At 49.9% G+C, this 15,566-nt stretch carries 18 protein-coding genes; 2 read left to right on the top strand and 16 right to left on the bottom strand.

Annotated features, from left to right (window positions below):
* Positions 1-256 precede the first annotated feature (256 nt).
* The 7 genes from VMX96_06790 to VMX96_06760 form a co-directional block, all read right to left on the bottom strand.
* A complete protein-coding gene (locus VMX96_06790) occupies positions 257-883 on the bottom strand; it encodes a 2Fe-2S iron-sulfur cluster-binding protein (protein ID HUU63605.1) in 627 nt (208 codons plus the stop codon).
* Positions 880-2,805, bottom strand: a complete 1,926-nt coding sequence (locus VMX96_06785; protein ID HUU63604.1) for an NADH-quinone oxidoreductase subunit NuoF — start codon at positions 2,803-2,805, stop codon at positions 880-882. Before VMX96_06785 ends, VMX96_06790 begins: the two co-directional genes overlap by 4 nt.
* A gap of 8 nt (positions 2,806-2,813) precedes the next feature.
* On the bottom strand, positions 2,814-3,260 hold the full coding sequence (locus tag VMX96_06780; protein ID HUU63603.1) for an NAD(P)H-dependent oxidoreductase subunit E: 447 nt from the start codon (positions 3,258-3,260) through the stop codon (positions 2,814-2,816).
* 13 nt (positions 3,261-3,273) lie between these two features.
* Positions 3,274-5,616 (bottom strand): phosphoenolpyruvate synthase, encoded by a 2,343-nt coding sequence (ppsA, locus tag VMX96_06775; GenBank protein HUU63602.1) that lies wholly within the window; start codon positions 5,614-5,616, stop codon positions 3,274-3,276.
* A 120-nt stretch (positions 5,617-5,736) separates the two neighbouring features.
* Positions 5,737-5,943, bottom strand: a complete 207-nt coding sequence (locus tag VMX96_06770) for a hypothetical protein (GenBank protein ID HUU63601.1) — start codon at positions 5,941-5,943, stop codon at positions 5,737-5,739.
* A gap of 96 nt (positions 5,944-6,039) precedes the next feature.
* Complete coding sequence (locus tag VMX96_06765; protein ID HUU63600.1) at positions 6,040-6,684, bottom strand: lysophospholipid acyltransferase family protein; 645 nt, start codon at positions 6,682-6,684, stop codon at positions 6,040-6,042.
* Between the two features lie 106 nt (positions 6,685-6,790).
* Complete coding sequence (locus tag VMX96_06760; protein HUU63599.1) at positions 6,791-8,233, bottom strand: lamin tail domain-containing protein; 1,443 nt, start codon at positions 8,231-8,233, stop codon at positions 6,791-6,793.
* Positions 8,234-8,609: 376 nt separating this feature from the next.
* Here VMX96_06760 and VMX96_06755 point away from each other — a divergent pair, with 376 nt between their 5' ends.
* Positions 8,610-9,182 (top strand): hypothetical protein, encoded by a 573-nt coding sequence (locus tag VMX96_06755; protein HUU63598.1) that lies wholly within the window; start codon positions 8,610-8,612, stop codon positions 9,180-9,182.
* Complete coding sequence (locus VMX96_06750; GenBank protein HUU63597.1) at positions 9,179-10,003, top strand: IS6 family transposase; 825 nt, start codon at positions 9,179-9,181, stop codon at positions 10,001-10,003. The genes VMX96_06755 and VMX96_06750 overlap by 4 nt, the downstream gene beginning before the upstream one ends.
* A gap of 180 nt (positions 10,004-10,183) precedes the next feature.
* On the opposite strand, the gene VMX96_06745 is transcribed toward VMX96_06750, so the two are convergent.
* From VMX96_06745 to VMX96_06705, 9 genes are all read right to left on the bottom strand, one after another.
* Complete coding sequence (locus tag VMX96_06745; GenBank protein ID HUU63596.1) at positions 10,184-10,354, bottom strand: hypothetical protein; 171 nt, start codon at positions 10,352-10,354, stop codon at positions 10,184-10,186.
* A gap of 357 nt (positions 10,355-10,711) precedes the next feature.
* Positions 10,712-10,927 carry a hypothetical protein gene (locus VMX96_06740; protein HUU63595.1) on the bottom strand — a complete coding sequence of 72 codons (216 nt, stop codon included), beginning with the start codon at positions 10,925-10,927 and terminating at the stop codon, positions 10,712-10,714.
* Between the two features lie 37 nt (positions 10,928-10,964).
* The gene (locus VMX96_06735) at positions 10,965-11,324 is read right to left on the bottom strand and encodes a hypothetical protein (GenBank protein ID HUU63594.1); all 360 of its coding nucleotides are present in this window, start codon (positions 11,322-11,324) and stop codon (positions 10,965-10,967) included.
* Positions 11,325-11,641: 317 nt separating this feature from the next.
* Complete coding sequence (locus VMX96_06730; protein HUU63593.1) at positions 11,642-12,061, bottom strand: hypothetical protein; 420 nt, start codon at positions 12,059-12,061, stop codon at positions 11,642-11,644.
* Positions 12,061-12,546, bottom strand: a complete 486-nt coding sequence (locus VMX96_06725) for a helix-turn-helix domain-containing protein (protein HUU63592.1) — start codon at positions 12,544-12,546, stop codon at positions 12,061-12,063. The genes VMX96_06730 and VMX96_06725 overlap by 1 nt, the downstream gene beginning before the upstream one ends.
* Before the next feature lies 1 nt (position 12,547).
* Positions 12,548-12,904 carry a hypothetical protein gene (locus tag VMX96_06720; protein ID HUU63591.1) on the bottom strand — a complete coding sequence of 119 codons (357 nt, stop codon included), beginning with the start codon at positions 12,902-12,904 and terminating at the stop codon, positions 12,548-12,550.
* A gap of 125 nt (positions 12,905-13,029) precedes the next feature.
* A complete protein-coding gene (locus VMX96_06715; GenBank protein HUU63590.1) occupies positions 13,030-13,290 on the bottom strand; it encodes a hypothetical protein in 261 nt (86 codons plus the stop codon).
* Between the two features lie 237 nt (positions 13,291-13,527).
* The gene (locus VMX96_06710) at positions 13,528-15,285 is read right to left on the bottom strand and encodes a ferrous iron transporter B (protein HUU63589.1); all 1,758 of its coding nucleotides are present in this window, start codon (positions 15,283-15,285) and stop codon (positions 13,528-13,530) included.
* Positions 15,282-15,566 carry a FeoA family protein gene (locus VMX96_06705; GenBank protein HUU63588.1) on the bottom strand — a complete coding sequence of 95 codons (285 nt, stop codon included), beginning with the start codon at positions 15,564-15,566 and terminating at the stop codon, positions 15,282-15,284. The genes VMX96_06710 and VMX96_06705 overlap by 4 nt, the downstream gene beginning before the upstream one ends.

Raw genomic sequence — 15,566 nt, 5'->3', positions numbered from 1 at the left:
CGGCTCGCCGCAGGGCGGCTTTGTGGCGCTTTCCTAATTAAAGCCTTTTCGTGTATAACATTGGCATTGGGATTGGAAGGACAAAGCATGCCGTTTCTGACATTAAGTGCCAAGTGGTCTGGGTACCCAAGTACTGGCGGAAATATATTGAACATTAAAACCACGGGGAGTACTCCTTCTAACTGCGTATATTCGAGGAACTTTCAGATTCTCCTCAGCTTGCTGAGGGGCGATTCACCGTTGCCTTTCCGCTTCTCTAAACGGTGGCTTGTCTTGCGCTGAGGAAGTCCTCGAGCGTAAGGTCATCGAAGCAGACACCGTCGGTTTCCGAGGGGAGTTTACCTGTGGGACAGAGGCTAAAGCACTCTCGACAACTCGCACATACTGTAGAAGCGATCTGTGGGTAGAACACCACCCGGCGCTCGGTGCCTCTCCCCACAAATCCAATAGCGTTAGCTCTCTTGATCTCGTTGCAGTAACGTACACAAAGACCGCAGAGGATGCAGTTGGTCTTTTCTGCCTCGAAGCGTGGCTGGGTAACAGCATACTGGCGGGCCAAATCCTGTATGGTCTTCGCCGCAGAGGAGGCTAGCATCAGCTCCAGGAGCATTTTACGCAGCTTGATAACCCTGGGTGAATCTGTGTTTACCACCAGTCCCTCTTCCACCGGATAGACACAGGAGGTCACCAGCCTGTTTTTTTTGCCCTTGGATACCTCAACGGTACAAATGCGGCAGGCGCCGTAAGGAGCCAGCTTCTCATGGTAGCAAAGAGTAGGGATATAGATCCCGGCATCGCGGGCTGCGTCGAGGATGGTCATTCCCTCTTTTGCCTTGATCTCTCTATCGTTGATGGTTAAACTGACTTTTAGGACCTTTTTCATTTACGTGCCCCTTTGGTGCGCTCCACCTTGGTCCCCTGGGGAGGTGCTTCCGGAACCGGCTCGCCGGAGAGTTTCACCACGGCGCCGAAGCGTGGTGGGCAGACCTCGAGGCAGGTCCCGCATTTGGTGCACTTGTCCTGGTCGATAACATGCACCAGGTTCTTGCCCCCGGTTATCGCCCCCACCGGGCATTCTCTGAGGCAGATCTGGCAGGCCTGGCATTTTTCCGGCTGGACATAGTAGGATATAAGCGCTTTACATGCCCGGGCAGGGCAACGCCTCTCCTTGATATGAGCTTCATACTCATCCTTAAAGTATCTGATGGTGCTGAGCACCGGGTTGGGAGCGGTTTGCCCCAGGGCGCAGAGGGAGGCATCCCGGACCACCTCGGATAGCTCCTCCAGAAGCTCGATATCCCCTATCCGGCCCTCTCCGTCACAAATCCTGTTCAGTATATTGAGCATTTGCCTTATCCCCTCACGGCAGGGGATGCACTTTCCACACGACTCCTCGGCGAGGAAGTTCAGGAAATACCTGGCCACATCCACCATACAATCATCCTCATCCATTACAATCATGCCGCCGGAGCCCATCATCGAACCTACCCGGGTAAGCTCATCGAAGTCCACCGGTATATCAAGGAGGCTTTGGGGAAGGCACCCCCCTGAGGGTCCCCCGGTCTGGACTGCCTTGAATTTCTTTCCATAGCGAATGCCGCCCCCGATGTCGTATATGATCTCGCGGAGCGTCATCCCCATGGGCACTTCCACCAGTCCGGTATTGTTCACCTTGCCCACCAGGGAGAAAATCTTGGTCCCCTTGCTACCCGCGGTGCCAATGCTGGCAAACCAATCAGCACCCCTGCTGATTATAAGAGGTATATTAGCCCAGGTCTCCACGTTGTTCAGGTTGCTCGGTTTTTCCCTGATCCCGCTCACCGCGGTGCGAACATACTTTGGCCGCGGCTCCCCTACTTTTCCCTCGATGGCGGTCATCAAGGCACTCGATTCACCTGAAACGAAGGCCCCGGCACCGCGGTGGATGGTAACATCAAAATTGAAGCCGGAGCCGAGGATGTTTTTCCCCAGAAGACCGTAGTCCCGTGCCTGACTGAGGGCAATGGAAAGATTCTCTACGGCGAGCGGGTACTCCTGGCGCACATAGATATAACCCTCATGGGAGCCAATAGCATAGGCACCGATGATCAGGCCCTCCAGCACGCTGTGGGGGTTGCCCTCAAGCAGGCTGCGGTCCATGTAGGCGCCGGGGTCACCTTCATCGGCGTTTACGATTACGTACTTTACTTTCCCTGGGCCGTTGCGGGTAGTCTCCCACTTTAGTCCGGCGGGGAAACCGCCGCCGCCTCGGCCCCTGAGGTTGGCCCGCTTTACCGTTTCAACTACCTCATCAGGGCTCATCTTGAAGAGCGCCTTTGACAGGGCAGAATAGCCGCCTATGGCAATGTAGTCCTCGATGCTCTTGGGGTCGATGAGCCGATTGTTGCCAAAGACAATCCGGCTCTGATGCTTATAAAATGGAATCTCTCCCTCGCGTACTATTTTCCCACCGTTGCTATCATCGTATAGCAATCGATTGACCAGCCTGTTTTCCATGAGGGTAGTGGAGACGATCTCAGGAACATCTTCGGGCTTAACTCCTAGATAGCAGATCTCCTCGGGGAAGATAACGACTATGGGCCCCCGCTCACAAAAGCCGTGGCACCCGGTGCGCCGTATATCCACCTTACCTTTGAGGCCATTCCTTTCGATCTCACTGACAAATGCTGTAGCGGTCTTTTCGCTGGCATAGGCGTGGCAAGCTGTGCCTGAGCAAATAGTAATACAAGGTTTGCTGGGGTCTCTCTGGGACAATAACTGCTGCCTTACGCCTGCTAGATCAGCAGCCGATTTCAGTTTTATCATAGTTCCTTCTAGTTGCAGCTAGCGATGACCCTTTTAATTTCTTTCGCGGAGGGATTGCCGAGGTATTCACCGTCAACTACCATCACCGGTCCCAGGGCACAGCAGCCGAGGCAGTTTACCGTGCTCAGGGTAAATTTCATGTCCGGGCTGGTCTCCCCTGGCTCAATGTGTAGCGTATCTGTCACCCTGTCCAGAAGGCGAGGGGCGCCGCGCACGTGGCAGGCGGTACCCAGGCATACTGAGACGGAGTGACGACCTTGGGGGATCAGGCTGAAGGCCTTATAAAAGGTAGCTATGTGGTAGATCTGGTTAATGGGGATCCCTAACCTCTGGCTCACCCTCGCCAGAGCCTTGGGGGGAAGCCAGCGTTTTTCCCGCTGGATCTCAAGAAGCATCTGGATCAAGGCGCTTTTATCCGCTCGGTATTTCTCTATGATACGGTCGATCTTGCTCAACTTATGAGCCGTATTACCTTTCTCTTGGGGCGCTTTTAGTATTTGCCGGCTGGTAAAGCTTGTGGGGGTTGCGGGCCTTCCGTCTCCACAGGGAGGGGCTGACCATTCTCCCCTCAGCCTTGGCGATTATCTCCCTGGTACTCTCGATGGCATCAGGGCTTACCGAGATAGAGGTAATCCCCCATTTTACCAGCTTCTCGGTAAGCTCCGGGTAGACCGAGGGCGCCTGCCCGCAGATGGAAACGGTAATCCCTCTTCTGGCTGCGGCTTTTATCGCCTTCTTCAGTGCCAGCATTACCGCCTCATTTCGCTCATCGAATATATCTGCTAGCTTTGGGCTGTCGCGATCTATCCCGAGTATGAGCTGAGTCAGGTCGTTTGAGCCGATGGAGATGCCATCGATGCCCACATCGATGAACTCGTCGATAAGGAAGATATTGGAGGGCACCTCAACCATCATCCAAATCTTGAAGTCCTTGGAGGAGCTAAGACCCTCGTCCTTCAATGTGCTCATCAAATGAGCCATCTCTTTAACTGTTCTTACAAAGGGGATCATTATCCATAGATTCTTATAATCTTCCCTCACCCGCTTGACCATCTCTATCTCCATCTTGAAGAGATCGGCTTCCTGCACATAGCGGGAGCACCCCCGGTAGCCAAGCATGGGATTCTCTTCGATATCCTCGTATTGCTCCCCGCCCTTGAGATTGCGATATTCATTGGTCTTAAAGTCGGTAGTTCGATAGACTACCGGTCGGGGCTTGAATGCCTTTGCGAACGTAGTAACGCCCTCCGTGAGCCGCTCCACGAACTCCTCCCCCCGCCCTTGGCTGATCATATGGCGGGGGTGTTCTCCGATCTGGGCGATTATGAACTCGGCGCGAAGCAGCCCCACGCCATTGACGTGGCGACTCGCAACCTTTTCCGCCAGTTCCGGCTCGGCGAGATTAACGTAAACCTTTGTGTTCGTCCTAACGCGAATCCTGGGTTCGAAAGTGGGAGTAGTGGTCTTCTCCGTGACCAGCCGGCCATCAAAGACATTCCCTGTGGAGCCATCGACGGTGATGATTTGCTCCTGTTTTAGTACCTTGGTAGCATTCTCCGTTCCCACCACGCAGGGGAGGCCTAGCTCCCTGCTTACGATTGCGGCGTGGCAGGTTCTACCACCGCGATCGGTTACTATGGCCGCTGCCCGCTTCATTGCGGGCACATAGTCAGGTGTGGTCATCTCGGCGACCAGCACATTGCCCTCCAAGACCCTATCGATCTCAGAGGGTCGGTAGATTATCCGGCTTGGCCCGGAGGCCATACCCGGGCTTGCTGGTGAGCCGGAAAGCAAGAGCGTCTCCACTGTTCCTGTCTCCCCTTTTTGCTCAGTGGTCTCCCTTATGGTGGTCACCGGGCGGGTTTGAACAATGAACAAGTCCTCCCCCTCTTTAGCCCATTCGATATCCTGGGGGAAGTCGTAGTGGTCTTCGATTCGTTTGCCGATCTTCGCCAGGGCAACGATATCCTCGTCGGAAAATTTCTGCTTCGCTTGCTCCGCTTCGAGGATGTCCACTTTGATGTTAGCATTCTCGAAGTCTTTGCCTCCTTTAGCATTGCGCACCAGTTGCCATTCCTGCCGGGCGATTTTCTTATCGATTATCTCCAGCTCTTTTTTATCCACCACATATAGGTCAGGTGTTACCTCGCCGGAAACGATAGCTTCCCCCAGACCGTAGACCGCTTCAATGACTATCTTGCTGCGATCGTTGGTGATTGGGTCGATGGTAAACATAACGCCCGAGGCCTCCGACTGCACCATCCGTTGTATCGGCACCGCGATTCCGACGGAGAAGTGATCGAAGCCCTGATTGGCCCGGTAGAAGATGGCTCGCGGCTCGAAGAGGGATGCCCAGCAGCCCTGCACTGCGGTGACTACATCACTTTCCCCTGTTACGTTTAGGAAGGTGCGCTGCTGGCCGGCGAAGGATGCCTCTGGCAGGTCCTCTGCGGTGGCTGAGGAGCGCACCGCAACCGCGCCGCTACCTAGCTTGCCGTAGGATTGGGCGATTTTCCGGGCGACCTCTTTGGGCATGACGGCCGCATTGAGAAACCTCATAATTCTTGAGGCGGTCTTTTGTAGTTTTTCACTGTCGTTGGGATCCAAATCGGAGAGTAGCTTGCGAATTGTATCGGTGAGGCTTGATTTCTCGAGGAAGTAAAAGTAGCTTTGGGCGGTAACGATGAAGCCGGGGGGGACGGGAATGCCGGCCCTGATCATCTCCCCCAGGTTTGCCCCCTTCCCGCCGACCTGGGGAAGGTCCTCTTTTCCTACTTCCTCAAACCAGACGACCCTGCGTTCCTTATCCATCAAACGCCCTCATAACTTTTTCGAGCTAGCTAGGTCGATATTATAACATATAAAGGTTTTTTTGAACACCCAGATAACACCTAGATCTGTTAGCCAAGCAAGTATCCCCGGATACAAATGCTAGATCCAGACCAGCTTATCGGGCTGGCTCACAAGCTTCTGCTCTTCAGCCAGTTGGCGGATCTTGAGCAGGGTCATATTAACCTCTGGCGTAAGGAATACCCAATCCGGCTCGGAGGGGATCCAGTGGGGGGAATTGATCCTAGCCACTTTCAGTTCTTTGGTGTTCAGATAGATACCAAATTTTTGTGTCACTTTTTGTTTCACGATTCGATTCCTTTCAGGCATGCTGCTCTATTATCATTAGATAGTATTTAGGCATCGTCGGGGATGGAATGTAAAGAGTTAACCCCGATATATTTTTCAGCAGCCTTTTCCATCTTTATAATACCCTCGATAGCTTTGTGGGAGAAGCTCAGCAATCCGCCCCATTATAAGATCAGTGGCCACGGCTAGGTGAGCCTTGGTTAACCTGCCATCTATGGAGGGAGGTTTAAAGGGCTCACCGATGTTTACGATTATGGCGGGATGGCGGAAGATAACGCTTATCCCCTCAATTTTTTCCGTCCCGATGATGCCCACGGGGAGTATAGTGGCACCACTTCGTAGGGCGATGAGGGCGGTACCTGTCAAGCCCTGCTGCAGTTGCGCTCTTTGGCTCCTCATCGCCTCAGGGAACATCCCTAATACCTGACCCTCCGCTAATACCCCCTCGGCACGGCGGAGTGCTACCCTATCGAATACGCCGCGGCGCACTGGAAAGGCTCGCCAGCCGCGCGCTAGCGGGCCAAAGACTGGATTGTGAAATGCCTCCTCCTTGCCCATAAAGATGATCCTTCGATGAATGCTTGCCGAGAGCAGCGGGGGGTCGGCGATGCTTAGGTGATTGGCCACCACGATAAGGGGTCCCCGGGCGGGTATATTTTCCTTCCCTTTGACCTGCCAGCGGGCCAGAAGGAAGAGCAGGAGCTTCATGAGCATTGTCCCCAGATAATAAAACCAGGGCATCAGCTTTCCTCCATCATATCTAAAATCTCAACCATCTATGGTGATTATCGATGGCTTCGGCATTGGCCTAGTGCGTAATTATATCCCAGAGAGGGGTGCAAGGCAATTATTTTCTCCTCTTTCTCATTCCAAACCAGAAAACAACGGCAAAGAAGGCTAATGCTGCTGTAATGAGAATAGCGCGCAACGCCATTCCAGAGAGAGCCGGGGATTCTTGAGGCGGCGGCGTTGTGCCCTCAGGGGTGGGACTGCTGGGAGGTGAGGTTGTAGGTGTCGCTGTCGGTGTAGTAGTGGGCGTAGCGGTGGGACCCGCTGTTGGCGTTGGTGTCATGGTGGGTGTGGGTGAGGATGTGGAGGGAGAAAGGCCGTAGCCTGGGGTGGGCTCTGAATTATCCGTAAAGTCGCTGGCCTGGTCGGTATCAAAGCCGGCGGGTTGGCGCTCCAGGGAGTGGCCTTCGGCCACATCCAGGCATGGCGGCAGCAATATACTGTTATCATCGCCGTAGGACATAGCATCAATAACAGTTTCCGCACTGTCCTCAAGGATGAGGCAGTCCCCGTCATTGCTCAATCCGTTGCCAACACGGCTATCGTCTATGAAGGCTATGGTGCCCGTGAAGTCAGGGAAGCTGGTGTAAAAGTCCTGAGAGGCGGCGATTACCGCGAATTCCTGAGGGGGCAGGTGTAGTGAGGGAACCGGGTCGCTGCCATAGTTATCGCTGATTCTCCATCCTTCAAGCTCAACAGGCTCTTGTGTGCAGTTAAAGAGCTCCACCCACTCGAAGGAAGCATCAACACCCGGTTGCAGAGAATCGTATTGGATCTCATTAATCAGCACATCGCCAATATCGGCGATCGTGCCGTTGTGGGTTGGTGTTGGAGTAGGAGTAGGAGTAGGAGTGGGATTAGGCGTAGGAGTAGGCGTGGGAGTAGGGGTTGGTGTGGGCGTAGGCGTTGGCGAAGGGATAGGTGTAGGAGTTGGGGTAGGAGTAGGAGTAGAAGTGGGTGTGGGTGTAGGAGTTGGTGTTGGTGTTGGTGTTGGTGTTGGTGTTGGAGTAGGAGTCGGTGTCGGCGTGGGAGTAGGAGTAGCTGGCGGAGGCCCTTCGAAGCGTAGATCGTCAAAATAGGCAATTGCTGCCACGTCGGAGACCGGCTCCAGTATCGCTTTAACTCGTGCCGAATGTGCATCTATTGGAGCGGTAAGCTCATCAGTAGTTAAAAGACGGTATTGGGGCTCGTCATCTATCAGAACAGTGAGGGAGTCGTGGTGAGCCATCTCGGTTCCGAAGCCATCTAGGCTCTGGTACCAGGAGATCCGTAGGAAAATTGTCTCAATATTAGGATCATTTTTTATGGCGTAGCCAGAAAAGGTATAGCTTTCTCCCCCCAATACAGATACGACCTGATAAATCCACTTTGTTGTTGCGGTGTCGCTTTCGAAGGCAGCGGCAAAATCTCCGCTGTGGACTGGTGACCCAACTACGGAGAGAGCGCCACCACCATAGCTTAACCAGCCCGAAGGTCCATACTCGAAGCCTGGGTTCTGCAAAAGATTATCCACGGCTCCAGCGGAAAGGGTGCTTACCGTCAGCAATGCTATAATTGTTAGAGGAATAAAAGATGTTGCGAATCGTAGAGCCATCTTTTGTAGGAGCTTGAACCGAGACACGGACAAATCTAACAGCTATCAGGAGGAAAAGTCAAGCTTTTATACTCGTCGGTTCTCTTGCGTAGGGGGTTGAGGCAATTTTATAGTGGTGGTATACTCCTCTTAACGGGAGTAATTGCCTCTTTATTTAAGATTGGTATACTCATACCTATAGGGCAGGGAAGATTATATAAATATGTTAATGACAATACTCAAGATGTGTGTTGCTGGTGTTGTTATAAGCGCACTAATCGAAGGGTTAGCGGGGACGCCTAGAATGATAACTATTATTGTTTCTAGCTCTTTTGCAGTTGTTATAGGTTTGTGGATATTTATTTCTAGGTTATTATGGCCTGATAGGACACATTGGAGGGCTGATTTACTTAATAGTACAGATTATCTTGAAGGCAAAGAAGCTACTAAATGGAGAACCCATAGACAACAAGAAACAGGTGATACTTTCGTTTTAGATATACGTAAAAGTCCTAACAAAATTATATATTACATTTTAAAGGCTACCTCAAAGGTATTTAAAAAGATAAGGTATTGGGATTATGGCAAAGCTCGTGTAATAGATAAAGTTGTTTTTATGCATGGTAAGGATTCACCAGATTATCCAAAGAAGTGGAGGGTAATACTTAATGGGGCATCAGGTATTTTAAAGGAATGGGAGCAGGAATGCTCTGGGTTAAGACATAATATATCTTTTACAATTGATACTCCAGAACCTGTTTATTTAATTGTTGTTGAGATAATTGAACCACGCCCAAATTATCATTGGTCTGTAAGTGATATTAAGATTCGTGAGGTAAGGTTATTTGGTAAATATTGGAGAATGAATATTAAATGAAATGTAAATTCTGCCAATCACCCAGCACCATGAAATACGGCTTTAAGGCAGGTACTCAGTATTACAAATGCAAAGCTTGCGGGCGTAAATTCGCTGGTACTCTAGCACCCGAAGGAATGCGGTTCACTACTGAGACAATCGGCGAATCGCTAGGCTTATTCTATGATGGGTTATCGCTGGCAGATATTAGTAGACACCTTGTCGCTACTGAGGGAATCATTGTTGACCCTGCTACAGTGTGGCGTTGGATTATTAAGTATTCTAAGAAGTCTGAGCGTATCCTGAATAAACTAGAGGTAAAAACATCGTGGCAGTGGGTCATCGACGAGACGATGATTTCTGTAGCAGGGGGAAAACTCTGGCTATGGGACGTTATAGATTCGAGAAGTCGCTTTTTACTAGCTACACATATAACTAAAAGCCGTGATATGCGGTCTGCCGTAGCGGTATTGTCTGAAGCGTACAACCGTGTTATAGGTCTACCGAAGCAAATAGTCTCGGATGGTATGCCAGCGTATCCAGATGCTATTGAGAGAGTATTTGGTGCTGATAGTGAGCATATAAGGGCTAAGGGACTTACGGCAGAAGTAAATACTAACATAATCGAGAGATTCCAGGGAACCGTCAAAGAGCGCACGAAGGTTTTTAGGGGATTAAAGACATTAGATTCAGCCATAGCTATCTCTGAAGGTTTTATCATTCACTATAACTTCCTAAGACCACATATGACATTGAAGGGTAAAACACCAGCGGTATATGCTGGGTTAAAGTTGCCATTTAATACATGGATAGGATTAGTGGAGTATCTAAGTAAAGATTAAGTTCCTGTATAAGGATTAATTAGTGTAGTAAAGAGGAGGTTATAATAATGGATAATAATTCTGATGTGAGAATACCTGAAGCGATACAAGAGAGATTAGACATCTTTCTACTTCTGAAAGGCAAAGGGCTAGAACTTGATGAGATTCAATGGCTCTGTCAAGAGAGTTTTTCGGGCGTCCTTACTGAGAAAAAGGAGTAAACGTTGCAGTATTTGATATACCAGTATAGATTGTATTAAAGGTATTAACAATTGTGCTAGGGTCTATTTTCCCAGTACCTACCCATGCTTTAGTTAATTCAGTGGCTGCCCAAAGTATGGCAATATCAGGGGTTATTACATCACTAGTCATAAAGCCCTCCTTTTGTTTGATGATATAGGATAATATAGTAATGAGGATAATATGTCAACCACAATCAAGGGGAACATAACCACCTAAATGCAAGAGAACCTACTCGTCCGGTACATGCAGGACAGCAACACAACCGATAAAATGTAGCCAGGTGGGCGGCGTCTATGGCTCTACGTAGGTGTTCATGAAGTAGTTACAGCGTTATAAAGGGCGGCTTTGCCAGTATGGGGCTGAAAAGGGGCTTTTATGAAGGTAGTTGGCTTTTTCGGCAGGTGGAAAAGCCTGGAGATGGTGCAAGCGATATACCTATCCTGTCAGCTTTGAAGATAGCCTGAGGTTCTATAAGCCGCCTTTGGGTTAAAGCCCACGTTTAATAATCAAGTTGAGTAATTCAGCCCTACCAAGTCCTGTTTGCTTGACACCAAGTATTGCCGATAAAGTGCCATCAGGGAGTGATGCTCGACTATCTGGAATGACTGTGACTCGTTTGCGGTCACCGAAGGATTTTGATAAAGCAATACCATGCTTGGCTTTTCTGAGAGCTTCCCAGCCGTCTTTCTTAAGCAATCTAATTAATTGCTTGCCTTAAATAGCAGGAATCTGGGTATACTCAGGCAGGGACACGCTCCTTGGAAGGACTTTGAGGGATAGGCTGGACAAGGGCTTGAATAAATACATTTGGGTTGGGAGTTATATGTATTGTGAGTGATTTGGGTTTGGTCTGATGAAGAATTATGCCATTTTCTTTAAAAAATCGTTCCCGCTCACCGACAGCCTCAATAGCGTTCAGATGAAGTAGAACAGCTTCCTTAAGCTTTTCCTCTGCTTCAGGAAGTGAGCGACCAAAAGTAGCGGTGCCAAGTTCTTCACAACAGGCAGTCCATCTCTTGCCTTCTTTGCAGAATTCAAGAGTTAGGTGTACATAACCCTTCGGACTGACCGCTGTAGCCTGTCGCTTCTCCCCTTTCATTCAACCCCCTTTTGTTTTACCTAACGAAGCCATGAACAACCAAATTAAACCATGCAAAACCACACCCTTGCATTATATTGTCAATAGGATATTTGTCAATCTATGCAGTATAGGGGGACTTAGGCAGGTGGGAAAGCCTGGAAATGGTGCAGCGATATACTCGCTCTGTCAGCGTTGGTGATAGCTTTAAGTATTACAAGACTCCGTTGGGATAATGATGAAATGTCGCCCGCACAGGGAGTTGTAACCGTAATGCATAAGATATAGTCGTTGAGATAAGAATGTTCAAATAGCAGGTTTTCAGATAGGGTAGATTGCTATACAGGCAACAAACCCTTCAAGTATAGATAATAGCCATTGCCCGTTGTGCTATAGGCTAGATTAAAGATTGTCTGAAGCACGGGATACGTCTCATCACCCTTCTTTATCCTTGCTAACATTTCCTTCAAAGCATCTTCAAGTCTGTCAAACAACTTCTCAGGTATTCCAATAGGTCTATCTTGCCCCTGCTGTGGTCTTGTTATCCGTGCATCTATCATTTGATGTGCACTTTGTAGAACGTGATGAATAAAGGCTAGTTCTGCATCAAACTCGATATTAATAATCCTTAGGGCGCATGCATATGTACCACTAAAGAAATACATTTTCTCGGGTGCACTATTTGTCCCTTTCATTCGCTCAATAACAAAATCGATCTCATTGGTGAATAGTTCCTGCATTTCTTTAGATACGTTCATTATCTATATCCTCCCACTAAAGCAGGGGAATCTGATTTAGCGGCGGTTATTGGATACCTGCCTGATGTCAGCGGCGCAGTATAGCCACCAGAACCATTTGCCTCGTAAATACATTCCCAATCCAATGGGAGTGTTCCTGTGTCAGCAACAGTGCTGCTTTGACTGACCGTAATTGTAGACGGCGGTGCTGGTACATCTTGCAGCAGTGGCTTTGCATCCATTGCAAGGCGACAACCTATTACTGCTAGCATATTACCTATAGTACCCAGCGTTGGGTTTGCCTCCCCTCCTTCCAACTTAGCGATATATGGTTGTGTTGCACCACATCTATCTGCTAGCTCCTGTTGGGTCATATTCAAGTCCCTACGGACCGTCGCTAGAGTAATCGCAAACTCATTCTTTGCGTCGGCAGCCCCAAAGCGTTTTCTGTACTCAAAATCTAGCAGCTTCTCCTTTATTTCTTGTATTGGTGTCCTAACCATCATATTATTCTCCTTGTGTTGATAAATACCTATGTAGAATAGTGCGAGCCTGTTCTATATTTTGCTCATCTCGCCCTTTCTTCTTCAACCACCCATGTAGAAGAATAAAGGTATTTCTCCTTTTATCATGATAAATGGCAATCCTACATTGTTTATTTAGACCTCCTTTCAACTCATAAAAATCTGAATCATCGCCTTGTATTACATCAAACATATTGGTATCTAGAACCTTAAGACCATTCTCCATAAGCTTTTTAATCTTGTTATCGATTATATGGTCGTTCCTTATATCAAGCCGGTTTTGCCATTCAACTACCGGTTGCCGCCCCCTTTTATCAGTATAATACTCAATAAAATGCATAATACATTATAACCCCCCAGGTTATATATGTCAAGATTATATGTCAGTTCGCTGAAAAAGTGGGTCGGAATATTATTTGATTTGCCAAATCCGCCTAGCTGAGCTTAATTTGTATTATTTCAGCACTATCGCCCTACTTCTTGGTATCCGATTATTTTGCCTGATTTTGGGTCAACTTGATATCGGAATGATTGACGCTTTTTTCTCCAAAGAAATCCTTTGAGAATAATATCACCATCAGCTTCCCAGACATCTCTAACAGAGCCTCCTTGATAATACACACTTCTAAATTTAACATTTAGTAGTTTCTTTCCATATTTACTCTCGAAATGATTCTTAAGGGCAAATTCGACATCGCTAGCATCAGTGCACTTTTGTTGTGTCATTGTATTCCCTCATCTCTTTTCAGAATGCCGAGGTAGTTCATGGTGTGAGAGAATAATACTCTGCGGTTATTTGTATGTCAAACTATATAGCGTAGGTATAAGTGGATTGGACATTTTATCACGTGACAAGAATATGGATAAATAAAAGCTTACGGGCATCGCTTGGGGGCTGTTGCGAAAACACTGATAAATCAAACCGCCATCAGGAGGAAAAGTCAAGCGTCCTAAGCCAGCACGCTATAAAACCAGGTTCAAAAGCCCGCCTACAATTGCGGTGGCGGCGAGCATTATTCCGATGGCAGCCAGCAAGCCCTTAACGCCAAGCTCCCTGGCCAGGACAACGAAGGCAGCGATGCAGGGGAGGAACATGGTCAGCACGACGCAGCCCACCACCAGTTGCGTGGCGCTCAGTGACAGCGGGGCCAGCAGCCCGATAGCCACATCCTTGCGCAAAAAGCCAACCACGATAGCGACAACGCTATCTTCAGGAAGCCCGAAAAGCCCGCTCACCACCGGGGCGGCAAAGTTGGCGATGGCATCGAAGACCCCGAGGTTATAGAGAATGCCGATAGCAAATATAGCTATCAGAATTATGGGCAGCGCCTCGCGGAGGAAGCCATAGACCCGCATCCAGAGTTTGGTAAATACAGCTCGCCAGGAGGGTCGGCGGTAAGGGGGAATCTCGATGAGGAGCTCGGGGCTGAATCCCCTAGCTACCCGGTTAATGATGAGGCCCAGGATAAGCCAGACTAAAAACAAAGTGCCATAAATCATCGCTACATACTGCCATCCCTCGGCCCCTACCAGACCAATGATCATCGCCTGGGAGGCAGCACAGGGTAGGGCAATGGAGATCAGCGTGGCGGCGATGAATCGCTCCCTCTTACTCTCGAGGATGCGGGTGGACAGTATTGCCGGTACAGCGCATCCCAGTCCCAGCATGGTGGGGATGATGGCGTAGCCGTGCAGGCCCACACGGTGCATGAGGTTGTCGAGGAGCACCGCCAGCCTGGGGAGATAGCCCACATCCTCGAGCAGTCCCAATATCAGGTAAAAGGCAAGAATGTATGGTAATACAGCACCGAGCGGGATAAAGAGGCCGGTGGTCAGGACTCCCATGGACTGGAAGAAGTCTATCTCCCCGTCGAACAACTTGCCGATGAGCATATCGTGCCAGAAACCCGAGCCCAAAAGACCGCTCAGTTTCATCATAAGCGGGGCCCATAACTTATCAAAGAGGGGCTCCATAACATAGCCGATCAGGCCCTCGCCGATAAAGCGAATCACAAAAAAGGAGGCGACGAGCGTAAAAGCGGCGATGGGAAGACCGGTCCGGGGTTTTACCGAAGCATCCTGCAGGCGCTCAAGCCAGGTATGATGGTGATGGGTTATGGTCTGGACATGCTCGATAATATCGCCGACGGCGGCCCACCTCTCATCATGGGTACGCTGGGGCAGCGCGGGAGAGATGGCTTCGGGGATACGATCCACCAGCTCCTTTATCCCCTGCCCGGTTACCGCCACCGTGGGGAGAACCGGCACCCCCAGGCGCTCCTCCAGTTTGGCGACGTCGATGCTTATCCCCTTGTGCTTGGTATCATCCCATATATTTAACGCCACGATAACGGGGATTTGTCTCTCCAGTAGCTCCTGGGTTAGGTAGAGATTGCGCTCCAGATTGGTGGCATCGGCGACATTTATCACCAGGTCTCCATCCTGGAGCATCTGGGAAGCCACCTCCTCTGCCTTGGAGGTGGGCTCCAGGGTGTAGGTGCCGGGGACATCTATAACCTCAACCTCCTCCTCACCCAGCTTCATGGAGCCCTTGGTAAACCCCACAGTGGTGCCGGGGTAGTTAGAGGCGATCACCTTTACCCCGGTGATGCGGGAAAAGAATACACTCTTGCCTACATTGGGATTACCAATCAGGAGTATTCTCTTTAGTCCAGTAGGCCGACCGTCTTCTCCCCCACTCTGGTGACAAGACGAACTCAAAGCTTTTCTCCCTCCACCTCAACCAGTATCTTACCCGCCATGCCATAGCCTATCGCAACCTGGGCTTGGCCTACCTGGAGGGTAACGGGGCCCCGCATAAACATCGCGCTTACCTTGGTTATCCGCATACCCGGTCTGATGCCCAGGGAATGGAGGCGATCGACAAAGCCATGGCCATGCCCACGATCCCTATGGTGACCATGCCCCTCCAGTATCTGGACCACCCTCCCCGATTGCCCCGCCCTCATCTGACTTACCGTTATTTGACTATGTTGGTTCAT

It is taken from the genome of Dehalococcoidia bacterium (genome assembly GCA_035528575.1).
Taxonomy (GTDB): Bacteria; Chloroflexota; Dehalococcoidia; order E44-bin15; family E44-bin15; genus DATKYK01.
The sequence above is the reverse complement of the archived record's forward strand: the minus strand, read 5'-3'. Positions and strand labels throughout refer to the sequence as shown.

Bases quoted from the DNA above. Each gene is read 5' to 3' on its own strand.
- VMX96_06785 (HUU63604.1), bottom strand. From the start codon at position 2,805: ATGATAAAACTGAAATCGGCTGCTGATCTAGCAGGCGTAAGGCAGCAG.
- VMX96_06705 (HUU63588.1), bottom strand. From the start codon at position 15,566: ATGAACCAACATAGTCAAATAACGGTAAGTCAGATGAGGGCGGGGCAA.
- VMX96_06720 (HUU63591.1), bottom strand. From the start codon at position 12,904: ATGCATTTTATTGAGTATTATACTGATAAAAGGGGGCGGCAACCGGTA.
- VMX96_06765 (HUU63600.1), bottom strand. From the start codon at position 6,684: ATGCCCTGGTTTTATTATCTGGGGACAATGCTCATGAAGCTCCTGCTC.
- VMX96_06755 (HUU63598.1), top strand. From the start codon at position 8,610: ATGATAACTATTATTGTTTCTAGCTCTTTTGCAGTTGTTATAGGTTTG.
- VMX96_06725 (HUU63592.1), bottom strand. From the start codon at position 12,546: ATGATGGTTAGGACACCAATACAAGAAATAAAGGAGAAGCTGCTAGAT.
- VMX96_06750 (HUU63597.1), top strand. From the start codon at position 9,179: ATGAAATGTAAATTCTGCCAATCACCCAGCACCATGAAATACGGCTTT.
- VMX96_06735 (HUU63594.1), bottom strand. From the start codon at position 11,324: ATGAAAGGGGAGAAGCGACAGGCTACAGCGGTCAGTCCGAAGGGTTAT.
- VMX96_06730 (HUU63593.1), bottom strand. From the start codon at position 12,061: ATGAACGTATCTAAAGAAATGCAGGAACTATTCACCAATGAGATCGAT.
- ppsA (HUU63602.1), bottom strand. From the start codon at position 5,616: ATGGATAAGGAACGCAGGGTCGTCTGGTTTGAGGAAGTAGGAAAAGAG.
- VMX96_06745 (HUU63596.1), bottom strand. From the start codon at position 10,354: ATGACTAGTGATGTAATAACCCCTGATATTGCCATACTTTGGGCAGCC.
- VMX96_06715 (HUU63590.1), bottom strand. From the start codon at position 13,290: ATGACACAACAAAAGTGCACTGATGCTAGCGATGTCGAATTTGCCCTT.
- VMX96_06790 (HUU63605.1), bottom strand. From the start codon at position 883: ATGAAAAAGGTCCTAAAAGTCAGTTTAACCATCAACGATAGAGAGATC.